The organism is Streptomyces pyxinae (assembly GCF_024756275.1).
Lineage (GTDB): Bacteria > Actinomycetota > Actinomycetes > Streptomycetales > Streptomycetaceae > Streptomyces > Streptomyces pyxinae.
The window spans coordinates 1-24,193 of the sequence record NZ_JANUGQ010000026.1 but is presented as its reverse complement, the minus strand read 5'-3'; the positions used below and the strand labels follow the sequence as shown (position 1 = coordinate 24,193).

Annotated in this window: 29 protein-coding genes and 1 tRNA gene; 10 read left to right on the top strand and 20 right to left on the bottom strand. The window is 72.5% G+C overall.

Features of this window, described 5'->3' with window-relative positions; translation table 11 throughout:
- Positions 1–4 precede the first annotated feature (4 nt).
- Positions 5–676: a two-component system response regulator PhoP gene (gene phoP / locus NX801_RS24535; protein WP_466917248.1), complete on the top strand. Its 672-nt coding sequence runs from the start codon at positions 5–7 to the stop codon at positions 674–676.
- Positions 677–930: 254 nt separating this feature from the next.
- On the opposite strand, the gene NX801_RS24530 is transcribed toward phoP, so the two are convergent.
- Positions 931–1,596 carry a DUF461 domain-containing protein gene (locus tag NX801_RS24530; protein ID WP_258790072.1) on the bottom strand — a complete coding sequence of 222 codons (666 nt, stop codon included), beginning with the start codon at positions 1,594–1,596 and terminating at the stop codon, positions 931–933.
- A 606-nt stretch (positions 1,597–2,202) separates the two neighbouring features.
- Here NX801_RS24530 and NX801_RS24525 point away from each other — a divergent pair.
- The 7 genes from NX801_RS24525 to NX801_RS24495 all read left to right on the top strand — a co-directional run bounded on the left by NX801_RS24525 (position 2,203) and on the right by NX801_RS24495 (position 11,122).
- Positions 2,203–2,685: a CarD family transcriptional regulator gene (locus tag NX801_RS24525; protein ID WP_003953493.1), complete on the top strand. Its 483-nt coding sequence runs from the start codon at positions 2,203–2,205 to the stop codon at positions 2,683–2,685.
- 647 nt (positions 2,686–3,332) lie between these two features.
- The gene (ispD, locus tag NX801_RS24520) at positions 3,333–4,079 is read left to right on the top strand and encodes a 2-C-methyl-D-erythritol 4-phosphate cytidylyltransferase (RefSeq protein WP_258790071.1); all 747 of its coding nucleotides are present in this window, start codon (positions 3,333–3,335) and stop codon (positions 4,077–4,079) included.
- The gene (gene ispF / locus NX801_RS24515; RefSeq protein ID WP_258790070.1) at positions 4,069–4,629 is read left to right on the top strand and encodes a 2-C-methyl-D-erythritol 2,4-cyclodiphosphate synthase; all 561 of its coding nucleotides are present in this window, start codon (positions 4,069–4,071) and stop codon (positions 4,627–4,629) included. The genes ispD and ispF overlap by 11 nt, the downstream gene beginning before the upstream one ends.
- A 1,109-nt stretch (positions 4,630–5,738) precedes the next feature.
- Positions 5,739–6,143, top strand: a complete 405-nt coding sequence (locus tag NX801_RS24510; protein ID WP_258790069.1) for a PPOX class F420-dependent oxidoreductase — start codon at positions 5,739–5,741, stop codon at positions 6,141–6,143.
- Between the two features lie 397 nt (positions 6,144–6,540).
- Positions 6,541–7,941: a cysteine--tRNA ligase gene (gene cysS / locus NX801_RS24505; RefSeq protein WP_258790067.1), complete on the top strand. Its 1,401-nt coding sequence runs from the start codon at positions 6,541–6,543 to the stop codon at positions 7,939–7,941.
- Between the two features lie 347 nt (positions 7,942–8,288).
- Complete coding sequence (gene rlmB / locus NX801_RS24500; protein WP_258790066.1) at positions 8,289–9,245, top strand: 23S rRNA (guanosine(2251)-2'-O)-methyltransferase RlmB; 957 nt, start codon at positions 8,289–8,291, stop codon at positions 9,243–9,245.
- Between the two features lie 104 nt (positions 9,246–9,349).
- Positions 9,350–11,122 carry a DoxX family protein gene (locus tag NX801_RS24495; RefSeq protein WP_258790064.1) on the top strand — a complete coding sequence of 591 codons (1,773 nt, stop codon included), beginning with the start codon at positions 9,350–9,352 and terminating at the stop codon, positions 11,120–11,122.
- Positions 11,123–11,397: 275 nt separating this feature from the next.
- Here the strand turns inward: NX801_RS24495 and NX801_RS24490 are convergent, their stop codons facing one another.
- The 3 genes from NX801_RS24490 to NX801_RS24480 all read right to left on the bottom strand — a co-directional run bounded on the left by NX801_RS24490 (position 11,398) and on the right by NX801_RS24480 (position 14,101).
- The gene (locus NX801_RS24490) at positions 11,398–12,114 is read right to left on the bottom strand and encodes a nucleotidyltransferase family protein (RefSeq protein ID WP_258790062.1); all 717 of its coding nucleotides are present in this window, start codon (positions 12,112–12,114) and stop codon (positions 11,398–11,400) included.
- A gap of 43 nt (positions 12,115–12,157) precedes the next feature.
- Positions 12,158–12,577 (bottom strand): hypothetical protein, encoded by a 420-nt coding sequence (locus NX801_RS24485; RefSeq protein WP_258790061.1) that lies wholly within the window; start codon positions 12,575–12,577, stop codon positions 12,158–12,160.
- A 387-nt stretch (positions 12,578–12,964) separates the two neighbouring features.
- On the bottom strand, positions 12,965–14,101 hold the full coding sequence (locus tag NX801_RS24480) for an ABC transporter ATP-binding protein (protein WP_258790060.1): 1,137 nt from the start codon (positions 14,099–14,101) through the stop codon (positions 12,965–12,967).
- 221 nt (positions 14,102–14,322) lie between these two features.
- Here NX801_RS24480 and NX801_RS24475 point away from each other — a divergent pair.
- Positions 14,323–14,396 (top strand) — tRNA-Thr (locus NX801_RS24475).
- A 71-nt stretch (positions 14,397–14,467) separates the two neighbouring features.
- On the opposite strand, the gene NX801_RS24470 is transcribed toward NX801_RS24475, so the two are convergent.
- The 16 genes from NX801_RS24470 to NX801_RS24395 all read right to left on the bottom strand — a co-directional run bounded on the left by NX801_RS24470 (position 14,468) and on the right by NX801_RS24395 (position 23,640).
- Positions 14,468–15,613: a tyrosine-type recombinase/integrase gene (locus tag NX801_RS24470; RefSeq protein WP_258790059.1), complete on the bottom strand. Its 1,146-nt coding sequence runs from the start codon at positions 15,611–15,613 to the stop codon at positions 14,468–14,470.
- On the bottom strand, positions 15,613–15,816 hold the full coding sequence (locus tag NX801_RS24465) for an excisionase family DNA-binding protein (RefSeq protein ID WP_258790057.1): 204 nt from the start codon (positions 15,814–15,816) through the stop codon (positions 15,613–15,615). The genes NX801_RS24470 and NX801_RS24465 overlap by 1 nt, the downstream gene beginning before the upstream one ends.
- 2 nt (positions 15,817–15,818) lie before the next feature.
- A complete protein-coding gene (gene repSA, locus NX801_RS24460; protein WP_309505886.1) occupies positions 15,819–17,222 on the bottom strand; it encodes a replication initiator protein RepSA in 1,404 nt (467 codons plus the stop codon).
- Positions 17,219–17,425, bottom strand: coding sequence for a hypothetical protein (locus tag NX801_RS24455; RefSeq protein WP_258790056.1), 207 nt, complete (start codon positions 17,423–17,425; stop codon positions 17,219–17,221). The genes repSA and NX801_RS24455 overlap by 4 nt, the downstream gene beginning before the upstream one ends.
- Positions 17,425–17,631 (bottom strand): hypothetical protein, encoded by a 207-nt coding sequence (locus NX801_RS24450; protein ID WP_258790055.1) that lies wholly within the window; start codon positions 17,629–17,631, stop codon positions 17,425–17,427. Before NX801_RS24450 ends, NX801_RS24455 begins: the two co-directional genes overlap by 1 nt.
- Positions 17,624–17,866 carry a hypothetical protein gene (locus tag NX801_RS24445; RefSeq protein ID WP_258790054.1) on the bottom strand — a complete coding sequence of 81 codons (243 nt, stop codon included), beginning with the start codon at positions 17,864–17,866 and terminating at the stop codon, positions 17,624–17,626. Before NX801_RS24445 ends, NX801_RS24450 begins: the two co-directional genes overlap by 8 nt.
- Positions 17,863–18,039: a hypothetical protein gene (locus NX801_RS24440; RefSeq protein WP_258790053.1), complete on the bottom strand. Its 177-nt coding sequence runs from the start codon at positions 18,037–18,039 to the stop codon at positions 17,863–17,865. The genes NX801_RS24445 and NX801_RS24440 overlap by 4 nt, the downstream gene beginning before the upstream one ends.
- 93 nt (positions 18,040–18,132) lie before the next feature.
- Entirely contained in the window at positions 18,133–18,372 is a 240-nt protein-coding gene (locus NX801_RS24435; protein ID WP_258790052.1) for a hypothetical protein, read from the bottom strand.
- The gene (locus tag NX801_RS24430; RefSeq protein ID WP_258790051.1) at positions 18,372–18,926 is read right to left on the bottom strand and encodes a GGDEF domain-containing protein; all 555 of its coding nucleotides are present in this window, start codon (positions 18,924–18,926) and stop codon (positions 18,372–18,374) included. The genes NX801_RS24435 and NX801_RS24430 overlap by 1 nt, the downstream gene beginning before the upstream one ends.
- Before the next feature lie 5 nt (positions 18,927–18,931).
- Positions 18,932–19,252, bottom strand: a complete 321-nt coding sequence (locus NX801_RS24425; protein WP_258790050.1) for a SpdD protein — start codon at positions 19,250–19,252, stop codon at positions 18,932–18,934.
- 13 nt (positions 19,253–19,265) lie between these two features.
- Positions 19,266–19,454 carry a mobile element transfer protein gene (locus tag NX801_RS24420; protein ID WP_258790049.1) on the bottom strand — a complete coding sequence of 63 codons (189 nt, stop codon included), beginning with the start codon at positions 19,452–19,454 and terminating at the stop codon, positions 19,266–19,268.
- A 17-nt stretch (positions 19,455–19,471) separates the two neighbouring features.
- Positions 19,472–20,143, bottom strand: a complete 672-nt coding sequence (locus NX801_RS24415) for a DUF2637 domain-containing protein (RefSeq protein WP_258790048.1) — start codon at positions 20,141–20,143, stop codon at positions 19,472–19,474.
- 65 nt (positions 20,144–20,208) lie between these two features.
- Positions 20,209–20,910, bottom strand: a complete 702-nt coding sequence (locus tag NX801_RS24410) for a SpoIIE family protein phosphatase (RefSeq protein WP_258790047.1) — start codon at positions 20,908–20,910, stop codon at positions 20,209–20,211.
- 132 nt (positions 20,911–21,042) lie between these two features.
- Positions 21,043–22,389, bottom strand: a complete 1,347-nt coding sequence (locus NX801_RS24405) for an FtsK/SpoIIIE domain-containing protein (protein ID WP_258790046.1) — start codon at positions 22,387–22,389, stop codon at positions 21,043–21,045.
- Between the two features lie 3 nt (positions 22,390–22,392).
- Entirely contained in the window at positions 22,393–22,725 is a 333-nt protein-coding gene (locus tag NX801_RS24400) for an SCO3933 family regulatory protein (RefSeq protein ID WP_258790045.1), read from the bottom strand.
- Between the two features lie 135 nt (positions 22,726–22,860).
- Complete coding sequence (locus tag NX801_RS24395; RefSeq protein ID WP_258790044.1) at positions 22,861–23,640, bottom strand: GntR family transcriptional regulator; 780 nt, start codon at positions 23,638–23,640, stop codon at positions 22,861–22,863.
- Positions 23,641–23,658: 18 nt separating this feature from the next.
- Between NX801_RS24395 and NX801_RS24390 the strand changes: the two genes are divergently transcribed.
- On the top strand, positions 23,659–24,120 hold the full coding sequence (locus NX801_RS24390; RefSeq protein ID WP_258790137.1) for an NUDIX hydrolase: 462 nt from the start codon (positions 23,659–23,661) through the stop codon (positions 24,118–24,120).
- Positions 24,121–24,193: the final 73 nt, after the last annotated feature.

The window sequence follows — 24,193 nt, the reverse complement described above, 5'->3', positions numbered from 1 at the left end:
CCGAGTGCTTGTCGTCGAGGATGAGGAATCCTTCAGCGACGCCCTGTCCTACATGCTCCGCAAGGAAGGGTTCGAGGTCGCCGTCGCGGCCACCGGCCCCGACGGGCTGGACGAGTTCGAGCGCAACGGCGCCGACCTCGTCCTGCTGGACCTGATGCTGCCGGGGCTGCCCGGCACGGAGGTCTGCCGGCAGCTGCGCGGCCGGTCGAACGTGCCGGTCATCATGGTCACCGCCAAGGACAGCGAGATCGACAAGGTCGTGGGTCTGGAGATAGGGGCGGACGACTACGTCACCAAGCCGTTCTCCTCCCGGGAGCTGGTCGCCCGGATCCGCGCGGTGCTGCGCCGCCGGGGTGAGCCCGAGGAGGTCGCCCCCGCCGCCCTGGAGGCCGGCCCGGTCCGCATGGACGTGGACCGGCACGTGGTCACCGTCTCGGGCGGCAAGGTCGATCTGCCGCTCAAGGAGTTCGACCTGTTGGAGATGCTGCTGCGGAACGCCGGCCGGGTGCTCACCCGGATGCAGCTCATCGACCGGGTCTGGGGGGCCGACTACGTGGGTGACACCAAGACCCTGGATGTCCATGTGAAGCGGCTGCGCGCCAAGATCGAGCCGGACCCGGGTGCCCCGCGCTACCTGGTCACCGTGCGGGGCCTCGGCTACAAGTTCGAGCCGTAAAGAGTCTTCGTACGGCGCGTCCGTACGCACGTTCGTGCGGCATGTCCGGGCGACGGCTGAAGGGCCGCCGTACGACAAACGTACGACAAAGGGGTGCCCCGCCGGGAGGACCGGCGGGGCACCCCTTTCGGGTGGTCCGGAACCGCTCGGACATCTGCGCGTCCACGCGTCCCGTACGGCGTGCAGAGGACGCGCACGGGACGCCTGCGGCAGGGGCGAGCGGGTACGGCGTGGGCCCGGGCCCACGCCCGGTGTCAGTGCCCGGCGGAGTGCGAGGCCGAGGCGGCGGCCGACGGCTTGCCGGTCGTGCCTCCGGTGGTTCCGGCGGTTCCGGTGCCCTCGGTGCCCGCCGAGGCCGGGGCGGACGGCTTGCCCGAGGCCGCGCCGGACGCCGGGGCGGACGGGGCACCGGTGGGGCCGAAGTCCTGGTAGTAGCCGCTCGCCGGGACGACGAACGCCTGAAGCTTGACGTCGCCGGTCTCGCTGAGCTTGAAGACGACCTCGCGGACATCGCCGTTGACGGCGGCCTCGTTCGGGTTCTCGATGACGGCGGAGGGGTTGTTCTCGCCGCCGAGCATCAGCGAGCCGTGCGCCGGCACCGTCACCGGGCCCGAGCCCTGGGCGGGGGAGAGCTTCACCGGGGCGTCGGCGCCGGGGAGCTCGACGCCCTCCAGGGTCTGGTCCTTGGCACCGTCGTTGAAGAGGCGCGCGGAGACGACCGCGGGCCCCTCGGTGCCGGGCTGCCCCTGGGTGATCACGGTCGCGTTCTGGATCTTGATGTGCCCCACGGTGGTGGCCGCGTTGTCCGGCCGGATCTGCAGCGTCTGGGCGTCGTTGCCGGCGCCGCAGGCGGAGAGCGAGGCGATCGAGATCACGATGGCGGTGGCGGCGATGGTGCCGCGTCGAAGGCTGCGGCTCACGGCGGCGGCAACTCCTAGGACGTAGGACGTTCGGAACGGGCGGACTGCGAGCGCTCTCCGCTCCCCGCCGCCGGCACCGGGTCGGCCGACGGGCTTCCCGACGGCGACCGGGCCCGCGATCAAGGGGCGGTCAGCGGGCTCAGGTTACCGACCCGCCCCGCGCGGCCCGCACCCGACCCGCCCCGCGGTCCGGAGCCGGGCCCGGGGGGAGCGTCCGGATAAGCGTTCCTTGATCAATTCCGGGTCCCCGGCATTCTCGGCCGAAAAAGCCGCCACGCGCCCGAGGTGATCAATTCCGGAAACGGTGGTGGTTGCGTCCGAGCGGGTGAGCGGCCTCCGAACGGAGTATGTGAGATTCACCGCTTCGAACCCGGCGAATCCGGACGTTTCCCCCTCGACAGACCCCTCCCGGATGGGTGTACGGTACGCGTTTCCCGATGCCCGCACAGCGGCTCCGACCTGCGAATACCTCCTTCCGGAAGCCGTCCGCAGCACGTCCGCGGCGCTGTTGTCAAGCCCCGAGATATGCCCTGACCTGCGAAAACGCCATTCAGAAGATGCCGTATCCGTGTTACTCTGGATAGCCACGGAAGGGGTACCTGTCACATGACGTTCAAGGTTGGCGACACCGTGGTCTATCCCCATCACGGGGCCGCGCTGATCGAGGCCATCGAAACTCGTCAGATCAAAGGCGTGGACAAGACCTACTTGGTGCTCAAGGTCGCCCAGGGCGACCTGACGGTCCGCGTTCCCGCGGACAACGCGGAGTTCGTCGGGGTGCGCGACGTGGTCGGGCAGGACGGGCTGGACCGGGTGTTCGAGGTGCTGCGCGCGCCGTACGCCGAGGAGCCGACGAACTGGTCCCGTCGCTACAAGGCGAACCTGGAGAAGCTCGCCTCCGGCGATGTCATCAAGGTCGCCGAGGTCGTCCGGGATCTCTGGCGCCGTGAGCGCGAGCGTGGTCTCTCCGCCGGTGAGAAGCGCATGCTCGCCAAGGCCCGGCAGATCCTGGTCAGTGAACTCGCCCTCGCGGAGAACACCAACGAGGACAAGGCCGAGGCCCTGCTCGACGAGGTGCTCGCCTCCTGAGACCGGCCCCCCTTCTGCTCTGAACTCTCCCGCGCCGCCCAGCGGCCGGGGGAGTGCTCCCGACCCCACCCCCGGCGCCGTCCCGCGCCGGGACTCCGGCTCGGGAGCAGGGCAGCGGCCCGGATACCGGTGCCACGCGTCCACCGGGACCCGTGCGCATCGTCCGTCTCACGCGCGCGCCGTCCCGTACCGGCGTGTCCGACTCCTGGAGAGCTCCAGGAGTCGTCGACGCGTCAGCGGGTACGGCGGCGCCCGTGGTATCAGCGGTACAACCCGCCGGCGGTCGCCCGTCGGCAGACCGTGATCCGTACGCCGCCACCGACCGTCGTGGCCCGTAGTGACCCCGTCGCTCCGTCCGCATCGCGGCCTCATGTCTCGCTCGACACACGAGACAGGCCCGCGGGACCACGACGAGGGCACGGCCCCTCGGTGGTGCGGCGCGGTTCATGAAGCTGCCGCCGGGCGCTGCGGCATGTTCGGCCCATTGTCGACCCATGGTCACGGAAGGGGCCGGTCAAGGGGCTCCGGTCAGGGGGCAGGTACGCGGCCCCCGGCCGGAAGAGCCGGGATGTCATGTCCGGCTCGCTTCTGGCCATACCCATGCCGGCCGAGGACACAAACCTGCCGGAGAGCAACCAGTGCAACCGATGTCAGACTCAGCGCGTCGCTCCCGCACCGCCGTGGTGATCCCCGCGGCGGGCCGTGGCGTACGGCTCGGACCGGGAACCCCCAAGGCGCTCCGCGCGCTGAACGGCACCCCGATCCTCATCCACGCCGTCCGGGCGATGGCCGCCTCCCGCGCCGTCTCGCTCGTCGTCGTGGTCGCCCCGCCGGACGGCGCCGCCGAGGTCAAGAACCTGCTCGACGCGCACGCCCTGCCCGAGCGCACCGACTATCTGGTCGTGCCCGGCGGCGAGACCCGCCAGGAGTCCGTACGGCTCGGTCTGGAGGCGCTGCCCGAGGGCGTGACGACCGTTCTCGTCCATGACGCCGCCCGCCCCCTGGTCCCGGTGGAGACCGTGGACGCGGTCATCGAGGCCGTCCAGGAGGGCGCGGTGGCCGTGGTGCCGGCCGTGCCGCTCGCCGACACGGTCAAGGAGGTCGAACCCGCCGCCGAGGGAGCCGGGGGCGCCCCCGAGCCGGTGGTGGCCACCCCGGACCGGGCCCGGCTCCGTGCCGTACAGACCCCGCAGGGCTTCGCGCACGAGACCCTGCTGCGCGCCCACCGCACGGTCACCGAGGCCGTCACCGACGACGCCGGCATGGTCGAGCGGCTCGGTGAGCCCGTGGTGGTGGTGCCGGGCCACGAGGAGGCGTTCAAGGTCACCCGGCCGCTCGATCTGGTGCTGGCCGAGGCGGTACTCGCCCGGAGGAGGGCCAACGATGGCTTCTGACACGCCCCTTGAGCCGCCCCTTGAGGCACCGGCGGTCCCCGCCGGTCTGCCCGCGCTGCCGCTGATCGGCGTCGGCACCGATGTGCACGCCTTCGAGCGGGGCCGGCCGCTGTGGTGCGCCGGTCTGCTCTGGGAGGGCGAGGAGTACGGCCTGGCCGGCCACTCCGACGGCGATGTGGCCGCCCACGCCGCCTGCGACGCGCTCTTCTCGGCCGCCGGGATCGGTGACCTCGGCGCCCACTTCGGCACCGACCGCCCCGAGTGGTCCGGCGCCTCCGGTGTCGCCCTGCTCACCGAGGCGGCCCGGATCGTCCGGGCCGAGGGCTTCACCATCGGCAACATCGCGGTCCAGGTGATCGGCGTACGGCCGAAGATCGGCAAGCGCCGGGACGAAGCCCGGCGGGCCCTCTCGACGGCGGCCGGCGCGCCCGTCTCGGTCTCCGGCACCACCACCGACGGCCTCGGGCTGACCGGCCGCGCGGAGGGCCTCGCCGCGATCGCCACCGCCCTCCTGGTCCGCACCGACGGGCCCGGCCCCTCGGCGGTCTGAGGCCCCGGGACGGGCTGCCGCCCCCGGGGACGGGCTGCCGGTTGTTTCCCGTACTTTCGTACGACACCGGCGCCGACGCCGGGCGCGCGGCTGCGCGGTCCCCGGTGCGGGCGCCGGCGCGGCGTCCGCCGCGGTCCGCCGGCCGGTGACGGTCCGCGCCGGTGCGGTCCGCCGGCTGTTCCTCGCCCGGCGCCGAGCGCCGAGTGCCGGGTGCCGATCGACGCCCGCCGGCCGGCGCTCGCGCGGTGACCGGGCGGGCCACCCGCCGGTGCCGACCCGCGCCCGTGGGGGCCGCCCGTCGTTCCCGCGCGATGCCGACGCCCGTGCGGGACGTCGGCCGGCGCCCGCTTGCGCCGACCGTGCGCCGGGCCCGCCGGCGCCGGCCGCCCCGGAGGCCGCCGGTCATGCCCGGCCGCCGTCCGTGGGCGCTCGTGGGCGTTCGTGGGCCAGGCCCGCCGCTGCCGGGCGGGGCCGTCCGCCGGTGTCCGCCCGTATCCGCCGGGCGCCGCGCCCGCTCCGCCCGGAGGCCGTGGATGTCCGGCCGGTGCTGCTGCTGGACGAGCCGACGGCGGCGCTGGACGGCGAGACCGAGGCGGCGGTGGTGGCGGCGGTGCGCCGGCCGGCCGGACCGTGCTGCTGGTCGTCCACCGCCCGGCCCTGCTCCCGCTCGCGAACCGGGTGGTCGAGCTCCGGCCGTCCGGCGCTGCGGAGTCGGAAGCGGCCGAGGGTACGGCGCTGCCCGGATCTCCCGGAGCCGGTACGTCTTCCGCCCCGGCGGCCCCGTGGGCGAGCCCTGCCCGGCCGGCGCCCCTCCCGGCTCGCCGGTGCTCCATCCGTGCGGCTTCCGGGCCGAGGGGAAGCAGCGGACGGAGCTTCCGCGTTTGGCGCGGGTGGCAGTGAGTACCGATAGGTAGCCGGAGGTACCCGCTCCCAGGGCCGGGCGCCCGGCTCCGGACGTCCCCGGGAGCCGGGCCGCCCCGGCGGGAAGCGGCGGCCCGGACGGCCGGGGCGGGACGGAGTGACGGACCCGCCGGTCCGCCGATCGGCCGTACGCGAGCGCACCACCCCGCACGAGACCGTGAGCACGAGACCGTGAGAGAGAGGCCAGCATGACCGCCCAGCTCAACGACCACATCAAGGCGCTGCTCGACAGCGCCGTCTTCGTCAACATCGCCACCATTCAGCCGGACGGACGCCCCCAGGTGTCCCCGGTCTGGGTGAAGCGGGACGGCGATCAGGTGCTGATCTCCACCACCGTCGGGCGCCAGAAGGAGAAGAACCTCCGCCGCGATCCACGGGTCACCGTTCTGCTCCAGCCGTTCGACGCCCCGTACACCTATGCCGAGATCCGGGGCACCGCGGAGGTCACCACCGAGGGCGGCCAGCAGCTGATCGACGAGCTGTCGCAGAAGTACACCGGAAAGAAGTACGCGGAGTTCAACCCGGACGCGGGCCAGGACGCGGAACGGGTGGTCGTCCGGATCACTCCGGAGAAGGTCGTCGGCCGCCTCTGAGACCCGCCGGGAGCCACCGGACGCGGGCTCGGGGAGCGCCCCCTGCCCCCGGCCCCGCAAGGCCACCCGCCCGGGCTCCCGGAAGGCCACCCGCCCCCGGTCCCGGCCCGCCACCCGCCCGGGCCCCCGGAGGGCGACCCGGCCCCACACCCCCGGGAGCCACCGGGTCCGGGCCGCCCCGGCGGCGACCGGCCGCCCGGGCCGTCGGGCCACCGGCGGAGGCGGCCGGACACCGGGTCCGCCGCCGGGCCGTGCCGCCCGGCCACATCCGGCCACCGCCCCGGAACGGCCCGGCGGGGCCCTGCACCGCCTCCCCGGCTGGCTTTCCGGCGGGCTTCCCGGGCCGGATTTTCCGTACGGGGACTGGGCACGGCCGGTCGCCCACTACCCTGGAGGGGTGACTATTCGTCTGTACGACACCAGCGCCCGGCAGATCCGCGACTTCATCCCGCTGACCCCGGGCTGTGTCTCGATCTACCTGTGTGGTGCCACCGTGCAGGCCGCCCCGCACATCGGCCACATCCGGTCGGGGCTCAATTTCGACATTCTGCGCCGCTGGTTCGCCTACCGGGGCTACGACGTCACGTTCGTCCGCAATGTCACGGACATCGACGACAAGATCATCACCAAGTCGGCCGAGCAGGGCCGCCCCTGGTGGGCGATCGGGTACGCGAACGAGCGCGCCTTCAACAGCGGTTACGACGTCCTCGGCTGCCTGCCCGCCACCTACGAGCCCCGCGCCACCGGCCATGTCACCGAGATGGTCGAGATGATGCGCGGGCTGATCGAGCGCGGCCACGCCTACGAGGCCGACGGGAACGTCTACTTCGACGTCCGCTCCTTCCCCGGCTATCTGGAGCTGTCCAACCAGGACCTGGACGACCTCCGCCAGCCGTCCGGCGAGGGGGAGACCGGCAAGCGGGACCCGCGCGACTTCGCCATGTGGAAGGCGGCCAAGCCGGGCGAGCCGTCCTGGGAGACGCCCTGGGGCCGGGGCAGGCCCGGCTGGCACCTGGAGTGCTCGGCGATGGCCCACAAGTACCTGGGCACCGCCTTCGACATCCACGGCGGCGGCCTCGACCTGGTCTTCCCGCACCATGAGAACGAGATCGCGCAGGCCAAGGCGTACGGCGACGAGTTCGCCCGCTACTGGCTGCACAACGCCTGGGTCACCATGAGCGGCGAGAAGATGTCGAAGTCGCTCGGCAACTCGGTGCTGGTCAGCGAGATGACCAAGCGCTGGCGGCCGATCGTGCTCCGTTACTACCTCGGCACCCCGCACTACCGCTCGATGATCGAGTACAGCGAGGAGGCGCTGCGGGAGGCCGAGTCCGCGTTCGCGCGCGTCGAGGGCTTCGTGCAGCGGGTGGTGGAGAAGGCCGGCGGGGTCGTCGAGCCCGCCGCCGAGGTGCCGCCCGCCTTCGCCGAGGCGATGGACGACGACCTGGGCGTCCCGCAGGCACTGGCCGTGCTGCACACCACCGTGCGGCAGGGCAACAGCGCGCTGGCCGCCGACGACAAGGAGGGCGCCGTCGAGCGGCTGGCGGAGGTCCGGGCCATGCTCGGTGTCCTCGGTCTGGACCCGCTCGACCCGCACTGGGCGGGCGAGGCCGACCGGGGCGAGGACCTGCACGGCGTCGTGGACACGCTCGTACGGCTGGTGCTCCAGCAGCGGGAGTCGGCGCGGGCGCGCAAGGACTGGGCGACCGCCGACGCCATCCGCGACCAGCTCGGCCAGTCCGGGCTGGCCATCGAGGACGGCCCGGACGGGCCCCGCTGGTCCCTCGGCGCCCGCTGAGGCCCGCGGGACACGCGACCGGGCCCGTCCCGGGAGCCCCCAGGTGTGCCGTTCGGGCGAACGGGCGGCACACTGCTAGGTGGGTGTGCGTACGAGGCGGGCTCCGGCCCCTCCCGTACGTCCGCCGCGAGCCGGCCGGACCGGTTCTGTCGGTCGACCGTTCGTCCGTTCGTCCGTCGGTCTGTCCGTCCGCCGGCCGATTCAACCGTCCGTCTGTCCGTCCGTTCATCCGTTCGTCCGTCTGTACGTTCGTCCGTCTGTCCGTACGGCGGGTGCGCGGACCGCACCAGCAGCACACCACGAGTGCCGGTTCCGGCACCCGCACGATTTCACGAAGTAGGTAGGTCATGGCCGGGAACAGCCAGCGCAGGAACCGCCGCACGTCCAACAAGAAGGGCGCGCAGGTCGGCAGCGGTGGCCAGCGGCGCCGTGGCCTGGAGGGCAAGGGCCCCACGCCGCCCGCCTCCGCCCGCAAGGGGCATGTGAAGAACCGCATCGCCAACGCCAAGTCCAAGGCTCAGCAGGGCCAGCGCCGCGCCATCGCCCGGCGCGGCGGCAAGGGCACCTCCGAGATGGTCGTCGGCCGTAACCCGGTCTTCGAGGCGCTGCGCGACGGCGTGCCCGCCAGCACCCTCTACGTCCAGCAGTTCATCGACAACGACGAGCGGGTGCGCGAGGCGCTTCAGCTCGCCCAGCAGCGCGGCGGCATCCATCTGATGGAGGCCCCCCGCCCCGAGCTGGACCGGATGACCAACGGCCTCAACCACCAGGGCCTGGTCCTCCAGGTGCCGCCGTACGAGTACGCGCACCCGGACGATCTGGCGGCGGCCGCCTTCGACGAGGGCGAGGACCCGCTGATCGTCGCCCTGGACGGGGTCACCGACCCGCGGAACCTGGGCGCCGTGGTCCGCTCGGTCTCGGCCTTCGGCGGCCATGGCGTGGTGGTGCCCGAGCGGCGTGCCGCCGGGATGACCGCCGGTGCCTGGAAGACCTCCGCCGGTACCGCGGCCCGCACCCCGGTGGCCCGCGCCACCAACCTCACCCGGGCCCTGGAGGCGTACCAGAAGGCCGGCCTCACCGTGGTCGGCCTCTCCGCCGACGGCGACACCGAGGTCGGGGAGCTGGAGGCGCTCGGCGGTCCGGTGGTCGTGGTGGTCGGCAGCGAGGGCAAGGGCCTGTCCCGGCTGGTCGGCGAGACCTGCGACTTCCTGGTCCGCATCCCGATGCCGGGCGGCGCCGAGTCGCTGAACGCCGGGGTCGCGGCCGGTGTGGTGCTCTACGAGGCGGCCCGCCGCCGCGCCTGAGCGGCTGCCCGGAGGCCGCCTTCCGGGACCCGTCATGATCTTGACGGGTCTCGGACAGATCCGGGCCGTCAAGGCAGTGTCCTAACCCGGCGTCACTCGGTTAGATGAGTGTGGACACCAGAACGCCCAAGCCCGGATTCGACGACCAGCCTGCGCTGAGCATGGTCAAGGTGGACTGCGACCCCGCGCAGGTCATCGTGAACCACGCCAGTTTCCGGGTGCAGCTGGCCCCGGTCCGGAAACCCCGGTTCGCCGATCCCGCGCGGCGGCCCGTGATGAGCACGGCGACCACGGCGGCCCGGCGGCGCGCGCCCGTCGTCTGGAGCGGCAAGTCCGCGCCCGGCGACCCGGTGGCGTCCGGTCTGCTCCAGGCGGTGCGCCGGTCGGCCGCGCCGGGCGGCGGCGTCGGCACCCCGCGCGAGGTGGTCGGCGCCACCCGGGTCATCCCGCGCCTCGGCTCGGCCGGGCGGTCCGGCGGGAGCGCCACCGAGGACACCATGCCGAACCCGGTCGTCGGCGCCCAGCGCACCTCCAGCTCCCCGCTGCTGCCCCCGATGCGCCGGGCGGTCGGCGCCTATGACGAGCAGGCCGAGGAGCAGACGTACGACGGTTCGTACGGCTCCGGCCAGGGTTACGGCTCCGGCGGTCACGACGCCCACCACGGCCCGTCCGGCCCGGCGTACGACGGCGCCTACGACGCGTCCGCCTACGGGGAGCCCTACGACGGGTCCTACGACGAGTCCGGCTACGGCGAGTCCTCCTACGACGCCGACGGGCCGTACGCCGACGAGGACGGCGAGCGGGACCGGGCCGGGGCGAGTCACCGGCACGCCTATTACCCCGGCCGCCGGATGAACCTCGGGGTGGTGCTGCTGCCGCTCCGGGTCTTCCTCGGCTTCATCTCGATCTACGCCGGCATGGGCAAGCTCAGCGACCCCGTCTACTTCGACGGCGGCGAGCGCGGCTCCATGGTCAACTGGCTCAACTCGCTCCATCCCTGGCCGCTGGCCGAGCCGCTGCGCGACTTCGCCCTGGACCACCCGGTGGGCGCCGGACTCACCATCGCCTTCGCCCAGGTGGTGGTCGGCGTGCTGACCGTGCTCGGGCTCTGGCAGCGGGTCGCCGCGGCCTTCGGTGCGCTGCTCTCGGCCGCGCTGATCCTCACCGTCAGCTGGAAGAGCGTCCCGGTCTACGAGGCGCCCGACTTCATCTATCTGGCCGCCTGGTCGCCGCTGGTCATCGCCGGTGCCCCGGTCTACTCGCTGGACGGCCGGCTGGCCGGTGAGGCGTGGCGGACCCTGGGCCCGCGGTCCGCCCTCTGGGAGCTGCGCCGCCGGGTGCTGCGGCGCGGGCTGGTGGTCGGCTCCGTGGTGATCGGGCTGACCCTGCTGGTCGGTTCGATCCTGGGCGGCGCGGTGCGCTCCACCGAGATGGTCACCGTGCCGGGTCCGGACGACGCGCCCACCAACCACCTGCCGGGCCAGTCGCTGCCCCAGGAGCCGGACGCGAGCTCCCCGTCGGCGGAGGCGTCCGAGGAGACGAGCCCCGAGCCGAGCGTCTCGGCCTCCGAGGGGCCGACCGACGAGACCCGGCCGCCGGCCGCCGAGGAGGAGGCCCCGGCCGAGCCCGAGCGGGCGGAGGTCGAGCAGCCGACCGCCACCCAGGGCACGGGCCAGGAGGAGCCGGAGGAGCAGAAGCAGTACCAGCCGGAGCCGCCGCCCAGCAGCAGCGCCGGCCCCTCCTCCAGCGGTGGTTCGGGCGGTGGCTCGGGCTCCGGCGGCGGGGGCGACGAGACCGGTTCGGACGGCTCCGACGAGAGCGGCTCCACCTCCGGAGGCGGCGGCAACCGGAACCCGCTGGGCGGCCTGCTGGGCTGACCCCAGGGATTGCCTGGGGCGAAGGGGCGGTCACCGTGGACGGTGGCCGCCCCTCCGGCGTGCGTCCGGCGGGGGCGGGGGCCTCTTCCCGGCCGGCGGGGTGGCGGGCCGGCGGGTCGGCCGGCCGGTCCGTCCATGGCCGGTGTGGGGGCTTCGGGGCGGGGAGGGGAGGGCGGGGAGGCTTCGACGGGGGTGCGCCTCGGAGCCGTATCCCTCGGTGTGAGGGGGCGACCGGCGACGGGGGTGGACGGGACGGCCGGGGGCCGGGGCGGGGGTCAGGCGCGGCCGGCGGTCAGTTCCTTCGCGGCCTCGGTGAGGTCCTTGGCGGTGTCGATGGCCCGCCAGTACGCGCCCTGCGGCAGCGGGTAGCCGGCCAGCCGGCGTTCGCGGGCGAGGCGGGGGAAGGTGGTGCGCTCGTGATCGCCCACATCGGGCAGCAGCGCGGTGAACTCCGGCGAGAAGACATACACCCCGGCGTTGATCAGAAACGGCGACGGGGGCGCCTCGATGAAGTCGGTGATGTGGCCGAAGGCGTCGGTCTCCACGGCACCCCACGGGATCCGGGGACGGGCCAGGGCCAGCGTGGCGGTGGCGTCCCGCTCGGTGTGGAAGGCGGCCATCTCGCGCAGCGAGAAACGGGTCCAGATGTCGCCGTTGGTGGCGTACCACGGCTCGTCGGGGTGCGGCAGCCGCGCGGCGGCGTGCTTGAGTCCGCCGCCCCGGCCGAGGGGCTCGGACTCCACCACGGTGGAGACGCGCAGCGGGAGTTCGGCCTCCGCCAGCCACTGCTGGAGGACGCCGGCGAGGTGGCCGCAGGAGACGACGGCGTCCGTCACTCCCTCGGCGGCCAGCCAGGAAAGCTGATGGCCGATGATCGGGACCCCGGTTCCGGGGATCTCGACCATCGGCTTGGGGCGGTCGTCGGTGTACGGGCGCAGTCGCGAGCCCTGGCCGCCCGCCAGGACCACGGCCTGCGTGGGAGAGGTGTGCATACCGCGCACGATAGGCGCACCCCGGGCACGGGCGGGATGGTGGTCAGCTCGCGTGCAGGACGCCGGAGGCGAAGGAGGTGTCGCAGACCGGCCGCGCGTAGGACTGGGCGCGGGTCGGGCCGTAGTGCTGGACGGCCGCGCGGCCCAGGGAGCGGGCGATCGACATGCAGTGCCTGGCGAGCGACGGACGGTCCTCCACGGCCCGCTGGAGGCCCGTCAGCGCGGCGCCCGGGTCCTCCTCCTGGAGCTGGACGAGGAGCCGGTCGCGCAGCACGTCCTGCGGGGCCCGCTGCTTGGCGGGCACCGAGACGTCGTCCGCCTCGGCGGCGGCGGTCAGGATCTGCGACTCGGAGGGGGAGCCCGCCCACGGGACGCTGGTGACGGCGAGAGTTCCGGAGAGCACCAGGACGAGAGGGAGGACGAGGGCGAGGGAACGGCCGATACGGCGAGCTGAGTGGGTCACGGAGCGAGCGTAGCGGGCGGTGATGTTTTGCAGACGCTTAGTCACCCCGACGAGGGATGGTTCGAGGGCTCTTTTCGAAACGCAGGTTGACGGGGTGGGGTGAATTGCCGGGTGTGCCAGGGTATTTGTCGACAAGTGGATCATGGTGGGCGGCGCCCTCTGGCGCTCTCCTGGTGCCCGCCCGATGTGCTCACCGACGCCCTCCCGGTGTGCTCGCCGGCGCCCTCGCCGATGCGGTCCCCGGTGCCGGTACGGCCCTCCCGGGCGGCGGTCCGGTACGCGCGTTCGGGGACGGCGGCGGTGCGCCCCTCCTGGTACGCCTCCGGCCCCGCGTGCGGGACAACCGCGGGACCGGAGGGGGGACTTGCCGGGACGCGATCCCGGGCGTCAGCCGGTCAGCCGCTCGCCGGTCGAGGTGGCGAAGACATGGATCTCGTCCGGGCGCGGTACGACATGCAGCTCGGAGCCCTTCTCCGGGATGGCACGGCCGCCGACCCGGACCACCAGGTCCTTGTCGTCGCCGCCGACGCGGGCGGAGCCGTAGACATAGCCGTCGGCGCCCAGTTCCTCGACGACGTTGACGGAGACGGCCAGCCCGGCCGGGTCGCCGGCCGTGTCCTTGGAGAGCGACGCGGCGGCGGCGCCCCCGTGCTCGACCACGTCGAAGTGCTCGGGGCGGACGCCCACGGTCACCGTGGTGTCGCCCCGGTCGGCGGCGGCCGCGAGGGCCTCGCGGGAGACCGGTACCACGCTGTTGCCGAACTTCACACCGCCGTCGGTGATCGGGACCTCGACCAGGTTCATGGCGGGGGAGCCGATGAACCCGGCGACGAAGAGGTTGGCGGGGCGGTCGTACATGTTGCGCGGGGTGTCCACCTGCTGGAGCAGCCCGTCCTTGAGCACCGCCACCCGGTCGCCCATCGTCAGCGCCTCGACCTGGTCGTGGGTGACGTAGACGGTGGTGATGCCCAGCCGCCGCTGGAGCGAGGCGATCTGGGTGCGGGTGGAGACCCGGAGCTTGGCGTCCAGGTTGGAGAGCGGCTCGTCCATCAGGAAGACCTGCGGCTCCCGCACGATCGCCCGGCCCATCGCCACCCGCTGCCGCTGCCCGCCGGAGAGCGCCTTCGGCTTCCGGTCCAGGTACTCCGTGAGGTCCAGGATCTTGGCGGCCTCTTCGACCTTGGCGCGGATCTCCGTCTTGTTGACGCCCGCGATCTTGAGCGCGAAGCCCATGTTGTCGGCGACGGTCATGTGCGGGTAGAGCGCGTAGTTCTGGAACACCATGGCGATGTCCCGGTCCTTCGGCGGCAGGTGCGTGACGTCCCGCTCCCCGATGCGGATGGCGCCGTCGTTGACGTCCTCCAGGCCCGCCAGCATGCGCAGCGAGGTGGACTTGCCGCAGCCGGAGGGACCGACGAGGACGAGGAACTCGCCGTCCGCGATCTCGATCTCCAGCTGGTCGACGGCGGGCTTGGTCGAACCGGGGTAGAGCCGGGTCGCCTTGTCGAAGGTGACAGAAGCCATGGTGAGAATTCCCTTCACCGGCAGGAACGTGCCGGACGATCCGAGTAAAGGAAGGAATGGACCGGGCCCACCTGCGTGAACCCGAGGTGACGCTACCCTCCCCCCCCCCGCCTGTCAGCACCTCGCGCCCCCGGTCCACGACTCCTCCCGCCCGCCCCCGGCCCTGCCCCGGCCCGATTCCGGGCCGCCACGACCCCGTTCCGGTTACACTCGTCGGCAACGCCTCCTTAGCTCAGCTGGCCAGAGCACCGCTCTTGTAAAGCGGGGGTCGTCGGTTCGAACCCGACAGGGGGCTCACGACGAAGGGCCAGCACAGGGGGTGGTTTCCCCGATGCTGGCCCTTCCGCATGATCACGGCCGTGCCACCTACGTGCCAGAAGGCGGCGGATCGCCGGTCTCCCGGCTACGGCGGATCATCTCCCCGAGCCTGCCCGCGATGTGCTGGTCACGGTCGCTGGTCATGTGCTGGTAGATCAGCGCGGCCCGTGTCGTGCTGTGCCCCATTCTGGTCATCAGCTCGCGCGTGCTGGCCCCGGCGCTGGACGCGAGGGTGTTGCCGGTATGCCGCAGATCGTGGAAGTGCACACCGGCGTGGACGCCGGCCTTGTCCCGGGCGGCGCTCCAGTCGTCGCGGAAGTTGCCGCGCCGCAGCAGTCCGCCGCGCGGGCCGCGGAACACATGGCCGTCCTGCCCGGCCCCGGCGAAGTGCTCCAGGTGGTGGTCCACCTCCGGGACGAGTTCGGCGGGGAAGGCCACCGGGCGGATGCCGGCGGCGGACTTCGGCGCCTTGTCGCTCAGCTGCCCGTTCTGCAACTCCGACTGGGCGCGGCGGACCAGGACGACGCAGCGGACCGGATCGAGGTCCCGGCGCCGGAGCGCGGCCAGCTCACCGAACCGGAGCGTGGTGAACGCGGCGAGCAGCACCAGCAGCCGGTAGCACGGCTGGATGGCGTCGGCCACCGCGTACACCTCCGGCACGGTCAACACGGGCCGTTCCGGCACGTCGTAGCGGTCGGCGCCCTTGATCCGGCAAGGGTTACGGCGGATCAGCTCGTCGTCCACGGCGGTGTTCAGGATCGCCCGCAGCAGTTGGTACGCCTTGACCACGGTCGGCTCACCCACGCCGGCCTCCAGCAGACCGGTACGCCAGGCCCTGACCCGAGGCGTGGAGATGGCGGCCACCGTCCCGGCCCCGAACGTCGGCTTGATGTGCAGCCGGATCACGCTCTCGTTCCGTTCCCGGCTGCGGTCCTCCAGCTTCCGGTGCTTCAGCCAGTCGTCCGCGTACGGCCCGAAGGCGACCCTTCCGGCGTCCGGGGCCTGGTAGGTCCCCCGCACGATCTCCGCCTCGATCGTGGTCAGCCACACGTCGGCGTCGGTCTTGGTGTCGAAGGTGCGTGGCGCCGACTTCATCTCGGCGGTCAGCGGATCGCGGTACCGCGCCTGCCAGCGGCCGGAGGCGAGCTGTCGCACGCTGCCGAAGCGGCGGCGCCGTCCCTTGCGGTTCGCCATCAGCCCACCGCCCTGAACCGGCGCTCGACGGGCGGGACGGTGTGGGTCTCGATGTATGCCTCGATCACCGGCTCCGGGATGCGGACATGCCGGCCGACCCTGACGAAGGCGATGCGCCGTTCCTCGATCAGCCTCCGGGGGAAGCGCACGGAAGTGCCGAGCAGGCTGGCGACCTGTTCCACGGTGAGCAGACGTACGGCCATGATCACCACTCCTCCTCGGCTGAGGCTGCGAACTGGGCGTGATATTCCCGGGCGTGTTCGCGGTTGTCCTGGAGGTCCCGGCGGACGTTGGCGGCGAGCCAGGACTCGCCGGGGGTGTGGCCGTGTCCGGCGTAGGACCAGTGGGCGACGACGAGGACGGTTGTCTCGGTATGGTCGTCGGGGTCGGGCAGGCCGAGGGCGGCGCGTTGCTGGGCGGCGCGGTAGTCGGCGCGGGTCTGGCGGAGGGCGCCGAGGGTGGTCGAGTAGGCGCGGGACTTGGTGGAGAAGTGGCCCCGGAAGCCGAGCATGTGGGCCCAGGCCCGCAGCCGTCGGTTCGGGTAGGCAGGGTCGAGGTCCATGCAGGCTTCCATCAGCCGCCGGGGATGCTCCGGCACGTCCAGGAGCACCAGTGCTTCCTTGTTGCCGACCGGGTGGTCCACGGCCCCAGTGGTCTCGGCGGCCTTGGTGGCGTACTTGGCGACGTAGGAGGCCACGGCCTGTTCCGTCAGGTCCTCTCCAGAGCCGAAGGCGGCGATGGGCTGGACGTCGATCTGGTCGCCCCACTGGAGGCCCCAGCCGCTGGCGAGTTCGTGGCGTGGGTCGGCCGGCACGGTGACGCGGACGCGGGCGGCGGCGGCCCGGATGGCGTCGGTGAGCAGCTGGAGGGTGGCCCAGGAGGGCGGCGGAGTGTCGGGTCCTTCGGGGCCGTCGAAGCGGATGACCGCATGGAAGTGCACGGCGCCCCGGCGCTGGTACTCCGCGACTTTACCGAAGGAGACGCGAGATTGTTCGCGGGCGGCTTTCTGGGTGAGCCCGGCGCGGGCGGCGATCTCGCGGCGCAGGTAGATGGTGAAGTAGCGCCACAGGTCGGAGGCGTGGTTGTTCCACAGCACCGCGCCCGCGTAGTCGTAGGTGCCGGAGTCGATGGGGGTACCGAGTTCGGGTGCGTCCTCGGGGTGGCGAGTGCCGCAGCGGCAGGGGCGGGTGCCGGGCCGGTTGTGGACGGGGCCGAAGCTGGGGGCGGTGAGGGTGGCGAAGACGCGGGGGTGGTCGCGCACGGTGTGCGGGGTGCCCTTGGCCGGGTCGCCGGTGAGTCCGGCGCGGATGAGGTGGTAGGTGTCGCCCGCGTAGGTCCAGGCGCAGGCCGGGCAGCGGGAGGCCCGTCGGTTGCCGCACGCGACCCGCAGGACCCCGCCGGGTTCGGCGTCGGTGGTGTAGGCGTGCAGCAGGGTCCGGGTGGCCGGGTCGAGGGTCTTGGTGCCGCCGGAGAGCCGGATGGGGGCGGCGCATCCCCCGGTGCGGCGGATCTGTTCGTGAAGGCGGTCGAAGCCGGGAGCCCCGGCCACCCGCAGCAGGTCGCTGAGGGTGGCCGGGTCCAGGCCCGCCATGGTGGCGGAGTCGGTCACCGGCGGCGCCTTCCGCGAGGAGTGTTCGCGTCGGCGCACGCCGCCTGCGGGGAGCCCGAAGGCTTCTCGGACTTCTCCCGTCCGGGGCCGGGGCAGTTGTTTTCGTAGTGCGCGTAGTCCTGCCAGCGCTTCTCCAACGCCTCCCGCTTGGCCCGGTCGACGGCGGCCTGAACGTCGTCGTCACGGCGACGGAAGATCCCCATCAGAGAGTCCCCCCGTCGGTGCTCTTGGTGTGAGCGGAACTGTGGGCGGTGTCCCATCCGGCCATCAGGGCGCTCACCTGTGCGTCACCCGTGGCGGTCGCGGAGGCGCCGCAGTGGCAGACGGCGGACGCGGTGGCCGTGGCGGTCGGGGACGGCTTGCTGATGTGCAGGCCCGGGCGGTCGGGGGTGGGGGTGAGGTCAGTCACGGCCGGTCACCTCCGAGCCGTCCCGGATGGTGAGGGCGTCCAGGGTGCCGGCGGCTTCGGTCGCGGCGGTGGCCAGGGCGCGCAGGGCGTCGGCGGAACCAGCCGGGGCGATCAGGGCGAGGGCCAAGAGCCCGTCACCGACGCGGAGGCTGACGAAGGAGTTGGGGCCCGGGAACGGGGTGACCTCGTAGTGGGTGTCCGGCTCGATGTGGGCCGAGACCGCCATGTGCTTCACTTCGCCACCGCCTTGACCGTGGTCCGGGTGGTGGTGTGGCCGGTGCCGTGGCAGGCCGGGCAGGCGGCGGGCAGGGTGAGGTGGTGGCCGTCCGGCGTGGTGCCGGTGGTGATCCGGACGATTGCGAAGCCGTTGCAGTGGGAGCAGACACAGGTGGTCGGCGTCTGGGGCATGATGGGGGTTCCCTTTCGGGTCCTTCGGATCTGATGGGGGTCCAGGCGCCCGGGGCGGCGGAAGTTTGGCGACCGAGGCCGCCCCGGGGGCCGTCAGCGGCGGCGCTGGTTGCGGCGCGGGGGGTTGATGGGCGGGAGGGCGTCGTAGGCGTCCTGGCCCTGCTGGAACGAGGCGGCGTCGGCCTCGGTGGAGGCGCCGTTCATGTACTCGCGGCCGATGCGGCGCATGGTCTTGCGGTCGCCGTGGCGGCGGGCGATGGCGAACTCACGGCCCAGCTCGGCCATGGCGGGGTTGGCCGGGGTGGTGTCCTTCTTGCGGTTGAACAGGCCCATCAGCGGTTCCTTTCAGCGGGGTGGTGGTTGCGGCGGCCGTGGCCCTTGGCCCGGTACATCGCAGTGTCGGCGGCGGACAGGGCGTCGGTCAGGGATGGCAGCGGCAGGCGGGCGCGGTGGCAGAAGCCGACCGAGGCGCCGACCGGAACGAGCGTCCCGGCGACGGGCACAGGCTGCTGGAGCATGGTGGTGAGGGCACTGACGTCCAGGGCCCGGGTGGTGACGACAGCGAACTCGTCGCCGCCGAGGCGGGCGGGGATGCCGGCACGGCCGCACCAGGCGGACAGGCGGGCGGCGGTCGCCGCGAGTACGGCGTCACCGGTCGCGTGGCCCCAGGTGTCGTTGATGGTCTTGAACTTGTCCAGGTCCACCAGCACCACCAGCGCGGTCGGGCAGGTGGCCAGGATGCGTTCGGCGCGGGTGGTCCATCCGGCGCGGGTGTGCAGGCCGGTGAGCGGATCGCGCCGGGCCCGGGCCAGACGGCGGCCGAGCACACTGCTGTGGACGGCCCAGCCGAGGGCGGGTAAGGCGGCGGTGATCGCGGGCAGGTCCACGCCGCTCACCTGCCCTTGCCGGGCTGGGCGAGCAGGGAGCGCAGGACCACGGCACACAGGGCGACCGAGGCGGCCGTGACCGCGACGGCGAGGAGCATCGAGACCAGCACCGCGCCGACGACGAGGACGACGGCGGTGCCACCGGCCACCGCCCCGGCCAGCGCGGCGGGGGTGAGCCGGATGACCGGCCGCGACGACGCCGCGGCCGTGGCCGGCACGAGCGCCGGGCCCGGGGCGGGGACGACCGGGGCGGTCGGGATGGTGGTGGTGTCGGGTGGACGGACCGCCGGGGCGGTGTCCGGGGCCGGGTACTTCGGGGTGAGCACGATGGGGTTCCTTTCAGGGGGTGCAGCGGTGGGTCCGGGCGGCGAGTTCCGCGCCGGAGCGGTCGGGGTAGTCGGCGGAGAAGCCGCAGCCGGGCGCGGTGCACGCGGCGGTGTGCCGGTCGCGGCCCCGGCCGTCGTGGTGGGTGCCGATCTGCACCGGGCCGATGCGGATCACGTCGCGGAAGCGGTTCGGGCGGGACACATCAACCACCTTCCTAATCAGGCAAGTTGCGCGGCGATGGAGTGGGCGAGCGGGGCGGGGATGCCGAGGTGGGCGCGGAGTGTGTCCGGCTCGATCGGTGTGCCGGTCCGGGCCTGGTGAGCGGCGGCGATCTTGCGGGCGTGGTCCAGCAGGGCCGGAGGCACCGGCACCGAAGCCGGAGCTGCCACCGGGGCGGGCGCCCGTTCAGCAGCCGCGGGCGGACCGGCCGGCAGGAGTTCCGGAGCCGGGTCGAGAACCCGGTCCACCACCATGTCCGGCGCAGGTGCCGGGTCCGGTTCGGGCGTCGGCTCGGGATCCGGTTCGGCGGGTGTGGGTGTGTGGGCGAGGAGGGTGCCGCCGAGGAAGGCCAGGGCGGGCCATCCGGCGACGAGGATGCGCAGCCAGGCTGGGACGGCTTTGAGGTCGAGGAGTCCGGCGGTGGCGATGTTGGCACCGAGCGAGGCGGCCAGGGCGATGGCGAACCACAGCCAGGCGTCGCGGTTGTCGGCGTCCTTGCGCATCCGCCGCCAGGCCGCGACCAGCAGCAGATCCACACTGACTGGGTAGGCCCACGCCTTCCACCCGTCCTGCCCGGCGGCTTCAGCCAGGTCATGCAGGTGCGCGAACGACAGGGCACCGGCGATGGCGGCTTGAACCAGCACGGGATCGATGCGGAATGCGCGAAACACGATGGTCACCTCCCTTTCCGGGAAGGCCGGTGCCGGGAGCTAGCCAGCGCCAGCAGAAGCAGGGATCAGGAGGTGACGGGAGGGACGACAAGGAGAACCAACGCAGTGGCGTCGTCGCGGTACCCATCCTCGTCCGTACGAGCAGCGGCGACGAGGGCGTCTGCGAGGGCCTGGGGGGCGGCAGCATGTTCGCGGACGAGAGCTTCCAGCACAGCGGCCGGAACCTGATCGTGAACGCCATCGGAGGTCAGGACGATGAGGTGGTCGCAGATCCCAGCGGTGTAGACCGTGCCGACCGTCGCCCGAGCCAGAGTCGTGCGCAACCAGTTGTCGTGCTCCCGCGCGATTTCCAAGGCAACGCCATTGGCTCGGAGTTGGGCCCCGACCGTGTGGTCGTCGGTGTACAGCTCCAGTCGATCGCCGTTCCATCCGTAGGCGCGGGTGTCACCGGTCCAGTTGACGACCGCCACAGCGTCACTGGGGCGAATGCGGACGGTAACCGCAACAGCGTCGGCCTCCTCGCCGTCCGGGCCCGGGTCTGCGATCAGCTCGGAGGCGGTGAGAAGCCCGGAGAGGGGGCTACGCCGGGCAGAGATCCTGGCGGCAGTCTCAGCCAGGAGAGGGGCGGTGGCGGACGTGCGGGGGCCGTGGCCCATCCCATCGATGAGGGCCGCGCCGACGGTGCCATTCGCCAGAGTGTGGACGCGAGCGGCGTCAGCGTTGTCGAGGGCGGTGCCCTCACGGGTGGCGATTCCGGTATAGATCACAGTTGTTCCTTCGCGGTGAAGTGGAGAGAACTGTTCGTTGCGGGCAGGCGAGCCCGATCAGACATTGGGAACAGCGCCGGTGCCGGGCAGACGGGACGCGATGCGGTTGCTTCCGCCGGAGCCGCGCGGGGACTAGTCGGTGGACGGGAAAGCCGTGACCAGCGGGGAGGGATCGGCCGGCAGGGTGTCGGCGGGCACGGCGGGCCGGAACGGGGCCAGGGCCGGGAGACGCGGGGTGAGGTGGGCGTACTGGCGGCAGATGGCGACGGCTTCGGCCGGGGTCATCTCCGGGGTACGGATGCGCGACCAGCCGCCGGAGGAGTCACCGGCCACCGCGACGCCGGGCCGGTCGGGCGGGATCGCGGTGACGGCCATCACGGCGTCGGGGGCGATGTCGCCCAGGCCCATGTCGGCGGTCTGCTTGTCGTTGACCCGGTGCACCACCCGGCCGGTGAGCTGGGCGCGGAGCATGGTGGCGCCCCTGCCCAGGTCGGAGCCGAAGCGCTGGCCGCACACCTCCAGATAGATGCCGACCGCGCGGGCCATCTGCGCCAGCCGGATCATCTGCAACACCATCCGGTCCCGGCGCTCCTCGTCCTTCTTCGCGGCGGTCAGGAACAGCTCGGCCACCTCGTCCACCAGCACCACCACCGGCACGGGACGGACCTTCACCGGCAGCGCCCACAGATCGGCGGCACCGTGCTCACTGAGCAGATCGAAGCGCTCTTCCATCATGGCCACGAGGGCATCCAGCAGCCCGGACGCCTCATCCGGCGTGACCGCCAGCGCCGACAACCGCGGGGTGTAGCCGCGCTGTTCGACACCGCGCTTGCAGTCGATACCCACCACAGCCACCGGGAGCCGGGCCAGCCCGGCGATGAGGTTGCGCTGATACATCGACTTGCCCGACTGGTTCGCCCCCAGCGTCAGCGCGTGGGGGACCTTGCGGTAGTCGCGGACGAAGGCCGTGCCGTCCTCCCGCAGCGCCACCGCGACCGTCACCGGACCCGAGGGGCGGCGGCGGGGCATCTTCACCCGGCGCAGCACGTCGTAGCCGGTCATCCGCAGTTCCACGAAGCCCGGCCGGGTCTCGAAGACGTGGACGGAGTGGACGCCGAAGGCGTGGCGCAGCCGTTCGGAGGCGGCGGCGATGTCGGCGGGTTCCAGACCGGCCGGCAGACGCAGGGTGACCCGCATCCCGGTCGCAGAACCCCGCACCCGGCGCACCTTCGGCGGCACGGGCTGCACATCGCGGCGGCGGGCGACATTGCGGACCATGAACGCCCGCAGCCGCGAAGGCTGCACCGTCAGCCCGCACACGTCCATCGTGGACCGGTAGGAGAGGCCGAAGCGGGTCCAGGCCGCCGGGAGCCCGACCAGGGGCCAGTACACACGCGGCGCCCGCACCTTCGCGTATCCGAGACCTCCCGCACCGGCCAGCGGGGCGGCGATCTCCAGTAACGTCGTCAGGTCCGTCATGGCTCAGGCCCCGACCGGTGTCACGGCGACCGCGCGGAATGAAATCCCGTGCCGGGCCTGGCCGTTGAACGTGTTCTCCCAGTCCCGCGCCTTCAGCCCGATCACCGACACCGGCGTCCCCGGCGCCAGACCCTCGGGCAGCCCGGTCTCCGGCACGGTCACCTGGTACAGGTTCCCCTCACCCTCGTCCGAGATCAGCAGACCCACCGTGGACAGGCCCGCACCGGTCTCCCGGTCCATCGCCCGCTCACCCGTCTGCTTACTCACCAGCTTCGGCACCGGCGCCGTGGCCACGAACACCACAGCTGTCGAGGTGTCCACCTTGAAGGAAGGCATGGGTCCTCCTGTAGAAGTGACGGTCTCCGTCACTCATGTACATGAGTGACGCGATTAAGAGTTACCCACTCCTATACATGAGTCAACCCGCCGCGAAAAAGAATCTTGCGACGGGTTGCGGAAGGCGAAGCGGCGTCAGTCCCCGGCGGCGAACCGGTAGTCCAAGACGAACTGGTCAGCAGCCATGATCGTGTCGCAGACCTCGACCACCCTGCCGGCCGCGTCGGCGGCATTCCGGACGAGGTGGAAGACGGGGGCGCCGGGGCTGAGGGCCAGTGCCGACCCCTCGGCCTTGCTGGCGAGCCGGGCCCGCACCGTCTCGGTGAACTCAGCCAGCACGTGCCCGTGCTCCTCCAGGCGGGCGTAGATGCCGCCCCCGCCCGGGTTCTCCGCGAACATCTCCGGGATGTCCTTCACCACGTCCCAGGGCAGATACGAGGTGGCTTCCTCGGTCGGCACGCCGCCCCGGAAGTAGCGACGCTTCCGCGCGAGCACCTTGGCACCCTCCGGGAGCTCCAGCCGCTCAGCGATCTCCGCCGGGGCGTCCACCGGTCCGACGAACAGCACGTTGACCGAGGGCACACCTCCCGACTGCTCGGCCTCTGCCAGGTACGCGGCCTTGCCGGCCTTCCGGTGAGCGCGGCGGAAACGGTCGGAAGACTTGCGCTGCACCGGGGGACGAGACCGCACGAACGATCCGCGGCCGTGGTGGGTCTCGATCAACTGAGTCGTACGAAGTTCAGCGACCGCTTTGCGGACCGTGCCCGACGCCACCTTGTACCGGTCCATAAGCTCAGCCTCGCTGGGAACCGAGTCCCCAGGGGCCAGCACTCCGGAGCGGATCTGCGCCGCTAGATCGTCCGCGATCTGAAGATACTTCGCCTTGGCCGAAGAGGCCGTGCCATCGCTCGCCATAGTCCTTCTGGTGCTCCTATTCTCCTGTACATGAGTAACAGCCGGTCGCAGAGCACGTCAACGCCTCTTCACTCGGTGTCGGTCGCCGGTGTCGTCGTACGCGAGGACGGCAGGGTCCTGGCGATCCGCAGGGCGGACAACGGCACCTGGGAACCGCCCGGTGGCGTGCTGGAGCGGGACGAGACGGTGGAGGACGGCGTACGCCGGGAGGTCTACGAAGAGACCGGCGTGAAGGTACGAGTCGATCGGCTCACCGGGGTCTACAAGAACATGGCCCTGGGCGTCGTCGCTCTGGTCTTCCGCTGCACTCCTGAGAGCGGGCACGAGCACCCCACCGACGAAGCCACCGCCGTCGAGTGGCTTGCCCCGGATCAGGTCACCGCGACCATGGGCGAGGTCTACGCGGTCCGCATCACCGACGCCCTGACCGGCGGCGCCCCGCAGGTACGCGCCCACGACGGCCACCGGCTCACCGGCTGACTGGCGTAGGGGTTGTTACAGGTTTCCCTACCTCATCAAGCCCCGTCCCTCCGGGCCGGGGAAGGGGGATGGG

Coding starts and splice junctions, on each gene's coding strand:
- NX801_RS24495 (WP_258790064.1), top strand. CDS start 9,350: ATGAGTGTGGACACCAGAACGCCCAAGCCCGGATTCGACGACCAGCCT.
- NX801_RS24470 (WP_258790059.1), bottom strand. CDS start 15,613: ATGGCGAACCGCAAGGGACGGCGCCGCCGCTTCGGCAGCGTGCGACAG.
- NX801_RS24455 (WP_258790056.1), bottom strand. CDS start 17,425: ATGGGGATCTTCCGTCGCCGTGACGACGACGTTCAGGCCGCCGTCGAC.
- NX801_RS24465 (WP_258790057.1), bottom strand. CDS start 15,816: ATGGCCGTACGTCTGCTCACCGTGGAACAGGTCGCCAGCCTGCTCGGC.
- NX801_RS24510 (WP_258790069.1), top strand. CDS start 5,739: ATGACCGCCCAGCTCAACGACCACATCAAGGCGCTGCTCGACAGCGCC.
- NX801_RS24405 (WP_258790046.1), bottom strand. CDS start 22,389: ATGACGGACCTGACGACGTTACTGGAGATCGCCGCCCCGCTGGCCGGT.
- ispD (WP_258790071.1), top strand. CDS start 3,333: ATGTCAGACTCAGCGCGTCGCTCCCGCACCGCCGTGGTGATCCCCGCG.
- NX801_RS24400 (WP_258790045.1), bottom strand. CDS start 22,725: ATGCCTTCCTTCAAGGTGGACACCTCGACAGCTGTGGTGTTCGTGGCC.
- NX801_RS24435 (WP_258790052.1), bottom strand. CDS start 18,372: ATGGGCCTGTTCAACCGCAAGAAGGACACCACCCCGGCCAACCCCGCC.
- NX801_RS24525 (WP_003953493.1), top strand. CDS start 2,203: ATGACGTTCAAGGTTGGCGACACCGTGGTCTATCCCCATCACGGGGCC.
- NX801_RS24480 (WP_258790060.1), bottom strand. CDS start 14,101: ATGGCTTCTGTCACCTTCGACAAGGCGACCCGGCTCTACCCCGGTTCG.
- rlmB (WP_258790066.1), top strand. CDS start 8,289: ATGGCCGGGAACAGCCAGCGCAGGAACCGCCGCACGTCCAACAAGAAG.
- NX801_RS24395 (WP_258790044.1), bottom strand. CDS start 23,640: ATGGCGAGCGATGGCACGGCCTCTTCGGCCAAGGCGAAGTATCTTCAG.
- NX801_RS24490 (WP_258790062.1), bottom strand. CDS start 12,114: ATGCACACCTCTCCCACGCAGGCCGTGGTCCTGGCGGGCGGCCAGGGC.
- ispF (WP_258790070.1), top strand. CDS start 4,069: ATGGCTTCTGACACGCCCCTTGAGCCGCCCCTTGAGGCACCGGCGGTC.
- NX801_RS24440 (WP_258790053.1), bottom strand. CDS start 18,039: ATGCCCCAGACGCCGACCACCTGTGTCTGCTCCCACTGCAACGGCTTC.